Source organism: Nonlabens arenilitoris (assembly GCF_002954765.1).
GTDB classification, from domain to species: Bacteria; Bacteroidota; Bacteroidia; order Flavobacteriales; family Flavobacteriaceae; genus Nonlabens; species Nonlabens arenilitoris.
In genome coordinates this window covers 2,427,719-2,442,746 of sequence record NZ_MTPW01000001.1, presented here as the reverse complement: position 1 = coordinate 2,442,746, position 15,028 = coordinate 2,427,719, and the positions used below count along the sequence as shown (strand labels likewise).

Sequence of the window (15,028 nt, the reverse complement as noted above, 5' to 3'; positions counted from 1 at the left end):
TGCTTTATATTTTTTGACTATAAACTCTCATAATACCTACGTATCTTAAAAGCCATCATCCTCCTACGTTCTACAAGGAAATCTTTGAAATTCTCATGTGTATAATTCATCAATTCTTGCGGAATATCATTTGCTACCAGATTTTCTTTAAGGATTTCATAGCTATCTATAGTTGAGATCTTAATCTCCTGGTTATCAATTTCTTTTTTGACAAGATCCAGATACACATTAGGTGGCATCTTACCTACTTTGATATTAGTGGCTTGTTCTGTGTAGACATAGTTAGCTACTTGATTGTACTGACGTAATATGAATCCATTATCAGATAAATATTTCTTAGGGAAAATGTGATGTAAGTCTCCACGTTGTTCTATCAAACTACTAATCTTCATACTTTTAGAAAGAAAAGCAACACTTTGTGCATTACACTGTGCTGCGAGATACACGTTATAAGCGTTATTATTGACACTGGTACTCTCTAAATCTGAGATGATTCCAAAATCCCAGAAACCATCTCCTAAATGTGTACGTTCCATTTGAGTGAGGTATTCTTGAATTCCTTTCTCGTTTATTTGCTTGATATCTTCATCTATGGTAGATTCTGAAGAGCCAGAATATCTTCCTATGAGTAAGGACATCACTAACCATTTCTTTACATAAAACTGAGTTTCATTTTCTCCCATTCCTTCATTACGCAGTTTTAAATACAAGGCATAAGAAAAGTTCAAGGCATTTTTAGAGGCAATGAGTTTGTTACTTATAAATCCAGCCGACTTCACTATCATTAAAAAGCGCTGGTAATAGTTTTTATTAACTACATCTAATAGACCATCGCTTAGTTTTTTATAGCTGTGCTCTGCGATTTCGCTTTCATAGGTACGTAGTTCAAAATTCCTTCCTGAAAGTAGCGCTACCAAATCACTGAACTTACCACGACTGAATCTATTGGTAAATGCCACACGCAATACGTCCATATAATTAGGCACATACAAATCATCATGACCTTGTGCCATCCATGATAAGGCTTTGTAGTAATCTGTACTTACAAAATCTTTGTCGTTATCAAGTATGTGTTTATGAAAGTCTTTATCTACTATCAAACGACAGAAATAATCTACTAGCTTACGCAACTTATTACCGCCATAATGTCCATCTGATGCTATTTTAGACATTACAAAGTCTGCATTGCTTAGTACCACACCTTTTTGATTGATGCGTATAAAAATTTCTGTAACGGTATCAATGTCTAGCGTGCTGTCTAATTCTATAATACCAACTTGTTTATTTTTAATACGTTTTAAATTCTCTATACGATCTTCTACGAGATCTTCATTTGCCTCAGGATTTAACTCTAAGTATTTTCTAATCGCCTTTGTGATAGAAATCTCATCATTAACGATGGGATTGATATTATTAATCCATTCAGGACTTTTTTCATAAGCCTTATTCAATACCTCAAAACGCTCTGACAACGGATTAAAAGCAATGCGTATAGATATTTCCTTATAGTTTTTATTTAAGACACGTTGCCCTACTATCGCCGCGGTTAATGCGGTAATGCGCTGCTGTCCATCAATTAATACTTTTTTACCAGCAGAAAGCTCGCCGTTTTTCAATTTCACATCTGGATTGCGCCAGGTGATGATATAACCTACTGGATAACCTTGGTATAAAGAATCTATAAGATCACGTACCTTTTTAGGTTTCCAGACAAAGGGACGTTGAATCTCTGGTATAGCAATCTCACCAGACTTGATCCAGCTTAGTAAGGTATCTACAGGTTGTTGATGTACGGAGTATTTTGCCATTATTTGTATCGTTTACTTAAATGTGGTTACTTTAATTTTATTTCCTTTTGGTATAACCTTAGATACCATATCGTTTTCTAAAAGCAAATCAAAAAACAACTGATTAGATAACGTATTTGTAAAACTTGGCATTGGACCATATTCTGTTAACTTCTCATAATCACCACCCATTTTTATAAGTTCTTTTCTTAAATACTCAGAATCTAACAAATTTTTATTTATAGAAGTAATCAATTTGATTCGATGTTCTCTTTTCAAATTTTCTAGATCTAGTATTTCAAATTTTGTTTCATTACGTAAATTCAATGAATTTTCTCTTAAGAAGACGCTTAATACTTGTTCTAGTAATTTAACGCTTGATATGGAATGATTTTTATCGTAGATCTCAATTAGTGATATTTTCTCCTCAGCTGTTAAACTTAAACTCTTCAAAATGTCAGCCATTATAGATTCATCGATCTTTTTTTCAATTAGATACTTGTTAAATTCTTTCAAGTAAACACCTAAATAAAGAGGTAATAATTTGGGATAATAATTCTCAATTCTTATATAATTGGGTTCTGAAAAATCATACCTTTTATTTTTAATCAACAATTCAATTTTAGGTATTGAAAGTCCTTGAATATTCAAACCATCCCAAGCTTGAGGAAACACATTTAAATACATTTCATATAATAAATTATCGATATGATCATTTAAAATAAATGTCTCTCTAAAGTTTAAATTTTCTTTGCCATTTAAACCATTAGAATTTTGACTTAAAGCAATGGCGTTTTTTTTATTATTTAAAAAGACCAAAAGCTTTTCGGTAATAGTATTTTCGTTAAAACTGTAATCATATATAACATTATTCCAATTAGGTTCGAGACCGGTATTTGTCATAAGAAAATTTCTCATTTCATTATAAAAATCGAAGTCTTGAGCTCGGACAATTTTATTATCTGATTTAACAAGGACGTTTTCTTTCCAATTTACGTCAAGTGAAACATTATTCAAAAGTTTCATTAGTGAATCAGTAGACTCTTGATTGTTTTCTTTTATTTGGCAAAAAACTTTTCGTACATAATCACTAATTTCAACTTCGACGTAATCAATTAAACTATCAATTCCAGATTCAATAATTGCGGTGTAATTTGAGTTTAAAAATAATTTTTCATCATATACATCATGATTTTTTAATACAGATCGAATGTTTTCAATATTCATCTCATAATTCTGGAATGACTCTAAGTTTTCAAAAAGTTCCGATTCGAATGGTACTTCAGATAGGTTTTCAACTTTTATATCAAGAATAAAAAACAAATCATCTTTTCTATTTTTATCGATTTTATTAAGGACAAGTGGATTTTTATTAATGAAATCAATTAATGAATCATTATCTTCTAATTCATTAATCGAATCTACGGATAAAGAAGAAACCATAATTTCAACCAATTTTATTAATCTAACACTTTCTATAGGTTCGTGAATCAAAATGTTTTTCCACAATTTTTTGGAATCACTAAACACACGAGATATGAATTGAGTGACCTTTATATTTCTATCTATAAAGTCAAAAACAAAACTTCTGTAGATGGCTTCCTCATTGTTGAATTGTGCTAAAATTTTATATGATTTCTCATCTAATAACAAATTACCTACTACGTAATCTATCAATTGAAAATTTAAACAACTACTTCTTTCAAAATGAATGACAGACATTTTATTGAAAACACTTTGGACATTATCAAGTACAAAATCAAAATCATTTCGTTTATTATTTCTATTATCCATGATAAAAGCAAAATCAGCTCGTGACAAATCACCTTCATAGAAATAACTGATATAATCTAAGTAGTCTTCAGCTATAAAACCTAATGAAACTAAAGAATAAATCAAATTTGATTGTTTGGCATTAGCTTTGTCTATTTTTTTATCTACAATTAAATCTTTGATAGGCAATCTATGAACTTTGTTTAATTGTTCTTTCAGAGTGTCAATTTCATTTTTCAAATTAGAAATCTTTCCTATATTTATTTTATTTATTTGTGACATATAGCCTCTATATGTATAACCAGGATGTATTTTTTGTTCAAGATCAGAGAATCTTAAATTGAAAGAGAATTGACCATTTCTATTGTCATAGCCCTGATAATTTTGTTTAGTTAACAATTCAAACATTTCAGAATCCTCAATCAGAACTTTTGGCCTATAATTCTGATTGTTCATTCTAATATAATTTGCACTTTTATTATCGGGAGATGAAATTAAAATTTCTAAAACGTATTTTTTACGTAATTCAATTTCGTCAGTAATTCGAATTTGTTTCAACTTGTCTATCTCTTTCTCTAGAGAAGAGACCTTTAATTCTAAGGCTTCAGTCTTTGGAACTAACAAAACCGCCTTTGATATATGAAGTATTTGATAAAGCACTCCTTCTTGATTTAATAAATCCACAAAGTCTGAAGGATGTAAATTCTTATAGACAATTAATGCCAAAAGTTTCTGTTGATTATGTTTGCTCGACTGAAGTTTTTGCTTGTAAATAGCAAATTCATTCGCAATATTATATAGCAAGCGCATATCATCTATAAAGAATGCTATCTCATTAATCAAAGGTAAATGCACCTCATAATTATGAGCCTTGAGAGAACTTAAAAGCTTCTCCTTAGAGTTAGAATAATTAATAACTGGTATAACTGGAACTATAAAATCAAAAAACTTAGTCCTTTCTGAACCTTGAAACATCTCGTCTCGAACAGCGTAAATAAAAACTACGTGTTTATTGATAGGTTTAGAATTATTGATTAATAAGTTAACCTCTCTAAGTTTAGTAAATATCTCAGTCTGCTTAAAGCGATCTAGATCTTCGACGATAACAACATTGTAATCACTGGCTTCAAAGAAGTAAAGAATCTCATCAATGTGATGATTCAAAATAGACTTATCTACTTTTTCAGAAACTTCAATTTCAAGACTATTGAAATTTAGTTTATTGACAGTAAATTTCTGAAAGAATTGAATAAGCCTTTTAACCAAATAATAAGAAAGAAATATTATTGTTAGCAAGGAAAGCACCTTGAAAATAATATTTACCCAACGGTAAGATTTTAAATAATCGATACCAATACTATCCTGAATTTTTGGAAGATATAAAAGGTAAACTACACAACCTATAAACAATAGAACCAAAAACGAAGCCTTTTTTAAATTTTGATTAGTAAAAGATCTTACTTTTTTAAATCTCGAATCTGGAATATTTTTTTGTTCCTCATGATAAAATATTTGCTGAAGAATACTGAGTTCAATGAGTCTTAATTGATCTTTTCTTGCAGCTATTTTAGCATTATCAAGTAGTTTTATCTGTTCACCTTCTTCATTCAAATAAGGTTCATCCTTGAAACTAGCTAACGAGATATTCAAAAAGTGTAATGAATTATCTTCATTGGTTTCCTGAAGCGTTTTTAGAATACTACTCTTTCCAGATCCATAAGTACCTGTTAACGCTATATTTTTAATATCTTCTTTCTTACGATTTTGCAAAGCCCAATTCAAAGCATCACAATATTGTTTATGCTGTATGACATCAGAAACAGGAGATAAAGAATTAAAAGATCTTTCTTTTTCGTTGTTAAGAATTGGTTCTTGTTTTTCAAGTAGAAATCTCGTAGAAAACAGAATAAGCTTTTTATTCAACCAGTTTTTAAACTGCTGCTTTCTACTAATCTCTTTATTCTTAATTTCCGTATTCATTTCACATTCTTATCTAATTCACAACTCTTTGTGATCTAATACCGTTGCCATTTTTGAAAGGAGTAAATCACTTAATTCACGATGTTTAATATTCTCTATTTGCGCATTTAAAATATTTGAATAAATAGGTTCCAATAAGTCATTAAACTTCAGTTTTACAGTTAGTGATGGTTTTAAAATCATTGTACTTTCAAAATCTTTTGTAACCAAAGCACTAAAAACCGCACCTACGGCTTGTCTTTTCAAATTATCAATTGCAAATTTTGCTAATTGATGACCATAAAATTGTAAATTATCCTTGTCAATAAAAGCATAACAGCTTTGATTCATGGCCATGTCTCTTCCAGACATTGAAATAGCTCCAACTGTTCCTCTCGCTGTTATGAAAATGGTATTTTTCTTATATAATTTGCTGCTACAGTTATCTAATCCTTCTTGAGTCAAATATTTTTCTACATTTACGGTAAAGAAAGATTTGCTAACATCTTTAGGTGTGAAAAACGGTATTGCACCGTCCCAAAAATTAGGATTTGTTGTTTTAGGAGTTCCACCACCGTTTATATTTAGTTCATCTAAAAAACTTACCACTTCCCATCCCACAGGAATCTCCTGATCCAATTCCTCATTATAAACCATAGCGCCACCGCTGGATTTGTAGCCTTTTGAGTGGTCTATATTTTCGACATTAACATCGTCTTCGAGTCGCACTTCGACAGGCTCAGTGTGACAAAGGGAAATAGGAAACTCGAAGTCCACAAACCAATGTTTATACAACGCCTGCGCAGTTTCTTCTAGTGCGGTATTAAGCTCTCCGTTAATACGTATACGGTCTTGTACTGTATTATAATCATCTACAATTTCTTGTTGTTTTTCTAGAGATGGAACTGGTAATTCTACCTCGCAAAGCTCATCCCACTTAAATCCACCTCTTATGGCACTATCACATCTAAAATCTGCGTACCTATCAAATTCTGATCTTCTGAACCACATCATTAAATATTCTGGTAATAATTGTTTCTGATCGATAACCTCAAATGTTATGTATGCAGGAGAAACAATAACCGGTTCTACTTCAGTATGTAATACAACAGGTAATTTATGCACTCGTATGACTGACATAAAATCACATGCAAATTGATTTTTATGAACAAGCTTATACTTGGACAAATCAGTCCCTACGATATTTGAAGTGGATTTCCTGAATTCTTTATTCATACTCAATCCTCTCAAATCTTCTGAAATGATAGGATTATTCCGATTATTGACCTTTCTTATATAGTCACCCAAAAGTCTATAATTAGATTTCATAACCCATCTTTTTAAAGACTGCTGCCAGTGCGGTATCGTTTTGCGCTTTTTCTTGCATCAATGACTTAACGGTGGTTTGAAGCTCTGCCATTTTATCGTGGTAGTCCACTTGCTCATCACGGTTGACAAATTCAATGTATTTACTTGGTACTAGGGAGAAGTCTTTTTTCTCAATCTCTTTATTAGTGACACTGGCGCAAAATTCTGGCACATCTTTATAATTGCCATCGACTTGTTGCCAGTTGTGATACGTATCAGTAATTTCAGTAATATTCTCGTCACTAAACTGGATAAACTTTTTCTCAAACGGTATGCCTCGTTGTCTCAGGTCCATGAATAAGACTTCGTTTTCGCGAAAGCGGTATTGCCTTTCTACATCACCTATTTTACGCGTATGTGCTTTTTTATTTTTATTAATGATCCAAAGCGTCACACTAATATCTGTGGTATAAAACATTGCTCTAGGCAAAATCACAATAGCTTCTACTAGGTTATTCTCAATGAGTTTCTTACGTATTTTATATTCCTCGCCGCCACCGCTTAACGCACCGTTTGCGAGTATAAAACCAGCAACGCCTTGATCAGATAGTTTTGCGACCATGTTGAGAATCCACGCATAGTTGGCATTAGACTTAGGTGGCGTTTCATAGCCTTGCCATCTGGGATCATCGGTAAGTTCATTTTCGGCACGCCAGTCCTTTTGATTAAAGGGTGGATTTGCCATGATATAGTCGGCTTTAAGATCTGGATGCTGGTCGCGTGCAAAAGTGTCGGCCGCTACAGCGCCTAGATTTCCAGCGATACCACGTATGGCGAGGTTCATTTTGGCAAGTTTATAGGTCGTATTTGTATATTCCTGACCGTAAATAGAGATGTTCTTCTTATTACCGTTGTGGTTTTCTATAAATTTAATGGATTGCACAAACATACCACCAGAGCCACAAGCAGGATCATAGATAATCCCTTCATAGGGTTCTATCATCTCTGCAATAAGATTTACAATACTCTTAGGTGTGTAGAATTCTCCTTTACCTTTTCCCTCGGCCAGTGCAAACTTGCTTAAGAAATATTCATAGACGCGTCCTACAATATCAGTCGCTTCATCCTTTTGCGTGTCTATTTTATTAATAGTGTCCAGCAATGCGCCCAGTTTACTTTTATCGAGTTGCAATCTGGAAAAATAATTATCGGGCAGCGCACCTTTAAGACTAGGGTTTGCTTTTTCAATCTGGTGCAAAGCCGTATCGATCTTAATGGCAATATCGTCTTGCTTTGCATTATCGATGATATAGCTCCACCTTGAACTAGGTTCTAGAAAAAAGACATTCTTCTCGTTATAGAAAGCCGCCATTTCTAGGTATTTTTCTTTTCCTTCTTCAATCAATTGGGCGCGGCGCACTTCAAATTTATCACTTGCAAATTTGAGGAATATCAGTCCTAGTACGACGTGTTTATATTCGGCACTTTCTACACTACCACGCAATTTGTTAGCGCTTTGCCATAGGGATTCCTCAATTGATTTTTCTTTTACTTGTTTCTTTTTTGCCATTTAGGGGATTATGTTAGTTTACGCTTTCGCGAAAGCGTTATTTTTATTGATTAATAGAATTCTAAAACTACTATTCTTTATACAGAAATCACGTATGATTTCTTATGCAGTTTTTAATTCTTTTAAAGTTTTTTTATTAAAAAATGTCTTGAGACGTTTCCAAAAGGATATGGTATTTACTGCTTCTACATTTTCAGGTTCATTATAATCTATACTCAGTTGTGCAGCAATCTCTGCATAGTGTTTCTTATAGCTGCGATTGAGTAACAAACTCACAGACTGGTCTGCATTTGTAATAGAAGAAAATAGAATTCCTTTTTTTATAAATGCACCACTAAGATCTAGTTCTACCGTATGTGGAAAGAAAAAATACTTGCGCCTGGATATAAATAGACGCTCGCCTTCTTTTTCTAATCTCACAATGCGACCTGCTTTCATTTTATGATATTTGGTTTTATTATAAACTAAAATAGAGAGCTGCTCGCCGTTTGTTAAAATCTGCTCTTTATTCCTCCGCATATTATAAACTGGATAGAGGACCAAATATTTAAATCGCTGTATGGTGCGACGTGCACGTCTATATAAGAGTAAAGAGATTAAAAAGATAATAATGGTGACAACAAAACCAGCCAAAGGATAAAAAACACTAAGTAAGACTAAACCAAAAGTAAAACCAATTTTTACCAAATTAAGAATGCTATCTACTAATGGAAATGGAGAGAGAAATACCAGCAAGTCTATAAAATAACGCACAGTAGAAATGACGATTACAAAATATGTCGTGATGACAAGTAATAAAGCGACCTTTAAACTAAGTGTTATAAAACCAGCCTGCACCACAGTCTGTTCCATTACAGGATCTTGGTTTAAAAACGTGGGCAAAAGCACCACTATAAGGTTAATTAAAACAGAGGCTTTGGTTTCTAGAAAATCTTCGGCATTCCCTATGACACCTGTTACTTGATTTGTTTTTACAAAAGTTCCAATAATAGCTGTAAATGCGAATAGAAAACCAAATAGAATAACGATAAACCAATTGTCATAAAAAGGATGGTTATGAATATAGTCATTATGAAATCCCATTTTAGAAAGCAGTGCCGTACCAAAAACTGCAAGATATGGATTAACAGCCACAGGACTTACTGTGCTAATCATCTCCACAAACTCAATATTGTGATCTAGTGTTTCTACAGCTATTTCTTCTTGTGCTGTACACCAAAATGTATGAAGTAAGAATAAAAAAATAAGGTTAGTTTAGTTTTCATACAATTCGAATTATTTAATAAAAAAACCCTAAACCACACTTATCCAATGATGTAGGAAAAGTTATGTTTTAGGGGATTGTGAATATAATAAATGATCTATAAAAAGGCAGTTTATTTTAATAGAAAAACCCATACTGCATTAATCTAAATCTGGCGCACAAGGTGAATTATCTCCATAGGGTTCTATATAACTCCAGAAAGCTTTTCCGGCGCTATCCAGATAGTTCATAGAGTAGTTGTACTTTGTATTGGACCCTACTTGATATAAATACTCACTACAGCCGTAAGAGTATTTGCTTTTAAAACACACTACCGCAAAATAAACCGTACGGTAATCTATCGTAGCTTGATAAAACGTAACTTTTGATATCGCTGTACTAGTAGGGCTACTGTAGGTAGAGCCGTAGTAGTTATCTTCTAAATATTCAATTTGCTCTTCACAGGATTGTGAGAATACCATGCTTGATAAAAACAAGAATGTAATAGTCGTAAATATGTGTTTCATTGCGTTTTATTTAAGTATAAAGTCTTTGATAACTTTATCCATGTTAGCAGGAAGACCTGCCGTTTTAATCTCATATTTCTTTATTCCCATAGCATCAAACCATTCACTCCAGTATTTCCTAATAACATCTTCTTCATACGGATTTTTATTATCAGGATTAATTCCTAAAACTAAAACTTCTAAATTATCGAGACCTTCTATTGCAGGGATAAAACCATAACCATGGTCATTGAACTTCTCTTCCCATTTACTGGAATTCAAACCAGCTGCTCTAATCGTTTGAGGTGTTAAATAAGTGCTTTTATTTTCTTCTTTAAACTTGGTATCCTTATGATAGATATAGCCATCAGTTAACACGACTAATATGTTACGGTGATCTTTTTCTATACAATAATCTTTAACTTTAGTTTTAAAGAATTTCCATGTATCAGAACCTATATATTTATCATCTGCTATTGCTAGTTTATATATTTCAACTGGCATAGAATCATAAACCTTTCGAACATCTCTAATTTTCTCTATTGTGGTTGTTTTTCTAGTAAAAGAAAATTTTAGATTACTCGATATTTTATTTATTCTTTGGTTTAAAGGCTCAGGATCAAAAAAGACTTGAATTTTATCATTCATTAATCGCACTTTTTTTCCTCTTAAGTGTGAATAAAAAGCTGTGGATACAGATCGAATGTATGCGGCATCACGCTCATAAAAATCCATTGTCGGATTAGGATATTTTTTAGGATTTATTCTATCTGATAGGTCTAAGAGAAAACTTACATTTATGTCTTGGTTACCTGTATTTGTTTTTTCTACAGTTTCAACAATATTTGTCTCTAAGGAGTCTAAGTCCTCAATATTTGAGTCATTTTTACAACCAGTTAATAAAATAAATAATAAGAAAAGAAGGTTTTTGTTAATAAGGCTAAAATATTTCATAGTTGCTATAAGATTAAGAATAAACTATTTTTTGATGATCTGCTTCAGATAAATTAAGTCTAGTCAAATGTGCTTTTGCTACTAATTCGCACTCGGCTCTTCTTTCATCCAATTGTTTTATAGGCCATGGCAACTCAGAATTAATGGCTTGATACCAGCCTTCTACATACTGGTAGTGATAATGTAAGTACTCCTTAACAGGAAAAATAAAACCGTCAATTTTAGATTGTAGCTCTGCTATTTTACCTTCAACAGCGGTGATATCATTTTTTAAAGTATCTATCTTTTTTAATAATTCTTCTTTTTTATCTAAATCATTTCTAATAGCCTCTTTTTTGGAACGGATAAAACCTCTTATTTTATCTACATTTTCATGTTCTTTCATGACAAAGTCAAAGACTAATCCCCAAATAACATAAACAACAAAACCAGCGAATATAATTCCCCAGAAATTGACACTTTGAAGAGCGTCATTTGCGGTAAATGATTGTCCAGGTAATGCATTGAAATCAAATATTTTTTTCTCAATTAAATAAGCTAAGATCACATCAAAGAAAAAGTTAAAACAAAAAGCACTATCAATTTCATCACACTTTTCCATCCTTTTTCCTTTTGAAACATATGCACTAAATATCCTAAACCCATAAATACAAATGGTATCGTACCAACGAAAATAGCTTCTAAAACTCCATCATTTAGAGCTTTACTAAAGGCCTCTGCATCAAAAATTGCAGCTGTTAAACTTCCGTCTTCAAAATCTTTAAAAAAGGAAGAATAAGATGCAGATATGTAAAACACAAACAAGTAAATTGTGATAGGAACTAATAGAGCTAAACCGATATAGAACTGCGCCTTAGGCCTTTTATCTACATCAATACCAAATTTATCGGGATTCTGTTTAACCTCGATAATTTCAGACTTATGACGATCGATATCTTCAGTTTTAGATTTTACTTGTCCTTCATATATGGATAAAGCGGTATCTAGTTTCCGTAATTGAGTTCTCTCTTGCTCTTGAGTTTGTTTATATGGTTGCTTTAATATTTGTTGTTCATTGATTTGCTTTCTACATAAATCTTCAAAACTGTTATATAAATTATGAAGGGCAATTTCTAAAGTTGGTGGATTACCTTCTGCTTTTTTAGAGGCTCCATAACCTGATTGATAATAGGTCATCCTTACTTGCTCTCTAGCCTCTTTAGTATCTACCTCATTTTCTTCCGGAGTTTTAATCTCATTCTTTACTTTGAATAAATTTTTTATCGCACTCATGACACTAAGAATTTATACTATTAATGATCTCTTCCTTACTAACACCATTATTTGCTGACTCTAATAAATAGTCTGCCAAGGCTTCAATATTTTCATCTAAAAATCCAAATTTCTTACAGTATTTTTTAAGAGCTATATATTCATCTTCATCAACCTTATCATCTGCCCAAATCATTATAGCTAAATCATACAAATATTCTACACGTGTTTCTATGGAGTCTGGTATGGAAATATCTGTTGATGGATTGAGTAATATTCCATCAAGTTGTTCTTTAGTAAGACCTCTATCATTTGCAAATTGATAAAGCATTTCAAGTTCTAGTTTATCAAAACTATCATCTGCAAATGCGATTTGATAAAGACGCAAAAAATGTCCTTTGAGTTCATTGGTTATCATAAGGTTAGATATTTTTCAGTTAGAGTAACAAACGTATATCACTTCTTTAAAAAAACTTTACGGTTTCCCGTAAGTCTATACCAATTGGTTATAAATACATTTGTTAAACAATTAATATTCTAGAATAATAATTAGATCAATAAGGAAGTTTCAAGGCTTTCGCGAAAGCGAAATGGATAAAAAATCATCCCATATTATATCACTTTTTATGAGCATAAAACATTTACTATTCATAGTCATCTTAACTCTAAGCATACCATTGTCAACTCATGCACAAGAAACATCATTAGTAACGTGGAACATTAGAGACTTCGGTAAGACAAAGTCTGCTGACGAAATCGAAAATATTGCCGAAATTTTGAGGGATTATGACATCATCGCCATTCAAGAAGTGGTAGCAGGATATGGTGGTTCACAAGCGGTTGCAAGACTGGCCGATGAGCTTAATAGAAAAGGAAGTAAATGGGATTACTCTATAAGCTATGCGACTAAAAGTCCTAAATATAAAACAGAAAAATATGCCTTTTTATGGAAAACGAGTAAGTTAAAAGTTGTTGAAAAAGGAGTCTTAGTAACAGAATTAGATTCTTGTGTGTATCGAGAACCTTATAGAATGAGATTTGAAGCAAACGGGAAGATCTTTACTGTTCTTAACTACCATTCTAGAAAGTATAGTGAGCAACCTGAGATTGAAATAAATTGCCTAAGTGATTATATGCTTAACCATAAAGATGAGAATATTATTCTCGCTGGAGATTTTAATTTACCAATTAGTCATCGTGTATTTAATACATTCAAAGAAAATAATTTTAAAGCTTGTCTCAACGGTGATAAAACAACCTTAAAGCAATCATGTGACAACCATACATATCTGAATCATGCCGTAGATAATATTATTTATGACTCGATAAAAACTAAATTAATCGATTGTGGAAGTATTGATTTTGTGCAGTCTTGCGATCAATTATATGATATGAGAATGCTATCTGATCATTTGCCTGTATATATGAAGTTCCAATAACTGCTACTACAACAACTTTATAAACTTAAAATAGCGACATCCATATTACCACGCAGGTCGTTTGCAATATTCCAGAGTGTTTGTTTGAGTATTTGTTGTTTTTCTTCTTCTGACATTTAGGATACTGTTTGTGTGTTGTAATTCCGCTTTCGCGAAAGCGTAATTTAAATCAAAAAACCCTAAAACGCACTGATCCAATGATGTAGGAAATTTTGTGTTTTAGGGGAATGTGAAGATAAGAGAATTAAAGAGAAAAGGAAAAAATAAATGAGTAGCTCCATACTCTAGAGCCACTTATTTAAATGAAAATCAATTATTTAAAAATGGCAAGCTTATTAAAATATTTGTACTTGCTTGTTTGTGAGTAAATAGTATCACCAATATTTGACATCTAAATCTTTGTATGATATAGGTAACCGGTATATTATCCTATAATTGCTGGCCTTAACAATACGTCCACAAATGATTGCTATGATCTAAGGACTGCCTACTACTGCAACTTTGTAATCTTTAGATAGCTACAGTCTGACACAAGATTTGCGCCTACACCATTAGTAATGATAAAATCTATCCCACCAGAACTGCTAGTAATAGTGACTATAGCTCGTTGTGGAGCAGTACTGGTATGAAGTAGAGCTACAGCAGATACTGACGATCCTGGAATGGAGCCTGCATATATAGTGCCGCCCACACGCATGTTCCATTCTATAGCTACATTAGGATTGAGCCTTAAGTCTGATTCTATTTCATAAACTCCAGGCGGCAACATTAATTCATTACCTACAAAACTTGCTCCTTGAATACTGGAGAATCTCAAGTTGTCAAAATTGAAAACCGTACCAGAAATACCTTAACCTACACCAGATATCGAGCACATCATCATAGCATTCTCAGTCATTAACTTACACCATTGGGTAATGGTTCCATTCCAATAGTAAAAACCTGGTGTACTATTACCTGTGGTTGTAGTAAGATATACTAACATTCCATCTTGACTCACGTCTGGAGCAACCGCAGGAAAAGCACTAACACGTGGTATTAATATACCATCTGTACTATCTGGCGCAGCTGGATCAGACACTTCAATATCTAGTAAGGCTTGCGGTAATTGGGTATTAATACCTACTTGACCATAAGCTAAAAAAGGCGTGCATGACAGAATTGCCACAAAAATTAAAAATTTCATAATATTTGATTTTACTCATAATTATTAAATTTTTAGGGGAGAGATTATTATT

Annotated in this window: 13 protein-coding genes; 1 reads left to right on the top strand and 12 read right to left on the bottom strand. The window is 32.5% G+C overall.

The genetic code is table 11. The annotated features are described in order from the left end of the window. Nucleotides 1-17: 17 nt before the first annotated feature. The 10 genes from BST92_RS10805 to BST92_RS10765 all read right to left on the bottom strand — a co-directional run bounded on the left by BST92_RS10805 (nt 18) and on the right by BST92_RS10765 (nt 12,769). Nucleotides 18-1,808: a GmrSD restriction endonuclease domain-containing protein gene (locus BST92_RS10805; protein ID WP_105071461.1), complete on the bottom strand. Its 1,791-nt coding sequence runs from the start codon at nt 1,806-1,808 to the stop codon at nt 18-20. Nucleotides 1,809-1,820: 12 nt separating this feature from the next. Continuing rightward, a complete protein-coding gene (locus tag BST92_RS10800; protein WP_105071460.1) occupies nt 1,821-5,540 on the bottom strand; it encodes a YobI family P-loop NTPase in 3,720 nt (1,239 codons plus the stop codon). Between the two features lie 18 nt (nt 5,541-5,558). Beyond that, nucleotides 5,559-6,848 carry a restriction endonuclease subunit S gene (locus BST92_RS10795; protein WP_105071459.1) on the bottom strand — a complete coding sequence of 430 codons (1,290 nt, stop codon included), beginning with the start codon at nt 6,846-6,848 and terminating at the stop codon, nt 5,559-5,561. Next, on the bottom strand, nt 6,838-8,397 hold the full coding sequence (locus BST92_RS10790) for a type I restriction-modification system subunit M (RefSeq protein WP_105071458.1): 1,560 nt from the start codon (nt 8,395-8,397) through the stop codon (nt 6,838-6,840). The genes BST92_RS10795 and BST92_RS10790 overlap by 11 nt, the downstream gene beginning before the upstream one ends. 102 nt (nt 8,398-8,499) lie before the next feature. Next, entirely contained in the window at nt 8,500-9,558 is a 1,059-nt protein-coding gene (locus BST92_RS10785) for a hypothetical protein (protein ID WP_170061745.1), read from the bottom strand. A gap of 243 nt (nt 9,559-9,801) precedes the next feature. After that, nucleotides 9,802-10,167: a hypothetical protein gene (locus BST92_RS10780; RefSeq protein ID WP_105071456.1), complete on the bottom strand. Its 366-nt coding sequence runs from the start codon at nt 10,165-10,167 to the stop codon at nt 9,802-9,804. Nucleotides 10,168-10,173: 6 nt separating this feature from the next. After that, the gene (locus BST92_RS10775) at nt 10,174-11,100 is read right to left on the bottom strand and encodes a hypothetical protein (RefSeq protein WP_105071455.1); all 927 of its coding nucleotides are present in this window, start codon (nt 11,098-11,100) and stop codon (nt 10,174-10,176) included. Nucleotides 11,101-11,113: 13 nt separating this feature from the next. Further along, a complete protein-coding gene (locus BST92_RS15225; protein WP_245910906.1) occupies nt 11,114-11,701 on the bottom strand; it encodes a hypothetical protein in 588 nt (195 codons plus the stop codon). Further along, the gene (locus tag BST92_RS15220) at nt 11,644-12,372 is read right to left on the bottom strand and encodes a hypothetical protein (protein ID WP_245910905.1); all 729 of its coding nucleotides are present in this window, start codon (nt 12,370-12,372) and stop codon (nt 11,644-11,646) included. Before BST92_RS15220 ends, BST92_RS15225 begins: the two co-directional genes overlap by 58 nt. Before the next feature lie 4 nt (nt 12,373-12,376). Continuing rightward, a complete protein-coding gene (locus tag BST92_RS10765) occupies nt 12,377-12,769 on the bottom strand; it encodes a hypothetical protein (protein WP_105071454.1) in 393 nt (130 codons plus the stop codon). Between the two features lie 208 nt (nt 12,770-12,977). Between BST92_RS10765 and BST92_RS10760 the strand changes: the two genes are divergently transcribed. Further along, entirely contained in the window at nt 12,978-13,790 is an 813-nt protein-coding gene (locus BST92_RS10760) for an endonuclease/exonuclease/phosphatase family protein (protein ID WP_105072253.1), read from the top strand. 490 nt (nt 13,791-14,280) lie between these two features. On the opposite strand, the gene BST92_RS10755 is transcribed toward BST92_RS10760, so the two are convergent. Further along, on the bottom strand, nt 14,281-14,607 hold the full coding sequence (locus tag BST92_RS10755) for a hypothetical protein (RefSeq protein ID WP_105071453.1): 327 nt from the start codon (nt 14,605-14,607) through the stop codon (nt 14,281-14,283). Nucleotides 14,608-14,640: 33 nt separating this feature from the next. Then, nucleotides 14,641-14,976 (bottom strand): hypothetical protein, encoded by a 336-nt coding sequence (locus BST92_RS10750; protein WP_105071452.1) that lies wholly within the window; start codon nt 14,974-14,976, stop codon nt 14,641-14,643. Nucleotides 14,977-15,028 lie beyond the last annotated feature (52 nt).

What these genes read in the sequence shown, in the direction of transcription:
- BST92_RS10805 (WP_105071461.1), bottom strand. Translation starts at nt 1,808, where the DNA reads ATGGCAAAATACTCCGTACATCAACAACCTGTAGATACCTTACTAAGC.
- BST92_RS10800 (WP_105071460.1), bottom strand. Translation starts at nt 5,540, where the DNA reads ATGAATACGGAAATTAAGAATAAAGAGATTAGTAGAAAGCAGCAGTTT.
- BST92_RS10795 (WP_105071459.1), bottom strand. Translation starts at nt 6,848, where the DNA reads ATGAAATCTAATTATAGACTTTTGGGTGACTATATAAGAAAGGTCAAT.
- BST92_RS10790 (WP_105071458.1), bottom strand. Translation starts at nt 8,397, where the DNA reads ATGGCAAAAAAGAAACAAGTAAAAGAAAAATCAATTGAGGAATCCCTA.
- BST92_RS10780 (WP_105071456.1), bottom strand. Translation starts at nt 10,167, where the DNA reads ATGAAACACATATTTACGACTATTACATTCTTGTTTTTATCAAGCATG.
- BST92_RS10775 (WP_105071455.1), bottom strand. Translation starts at nt 11,100, where the DNA reads ATGAAATATTTTAGCCTTATTAACAAAAACCTTCTTTTCTTATTATTT.
- BST92_RS15225 (WP_245910906.1), bottom strand. Translation starts at nt 11,701, where the DNA reads ATGGAAAAGTGTGATGAAATTGATAGTGCTTTTTGTTTTAACTTTTTC.
- BST92_RS15220 (WP_245910905.1), bottom strand. Translation starts at nt 12,372, where the DNA reads ATGAGTGCGATAAAAAATTTATTCAAAGTAAAGAATGAGATTAAAACT.
- BST92_RS10765 (WP_105071454.1), bottom strand. Translation starts at nt 12,769, where the DNA reads ATGATAACCAATGAACTCAAAGGACATTTTTTGCGTCTTTATCAAATC.
- BST92_RS10760 (WP_105072253.1), top strand. Translation starts at nt 12,978, where the DNA reads ATGAGCATAAAACATTTACTATTCATAGTCATCTTAACTCTAAGCATA.
- BST92_RS10750 (WP_105071452.1), bottom strand. Translation starts at nt 14,976, where the DNA reads ATGAAATTTTTAATTTTTGTGGCAATTCTGTCATGCACGCCTTTTTTA.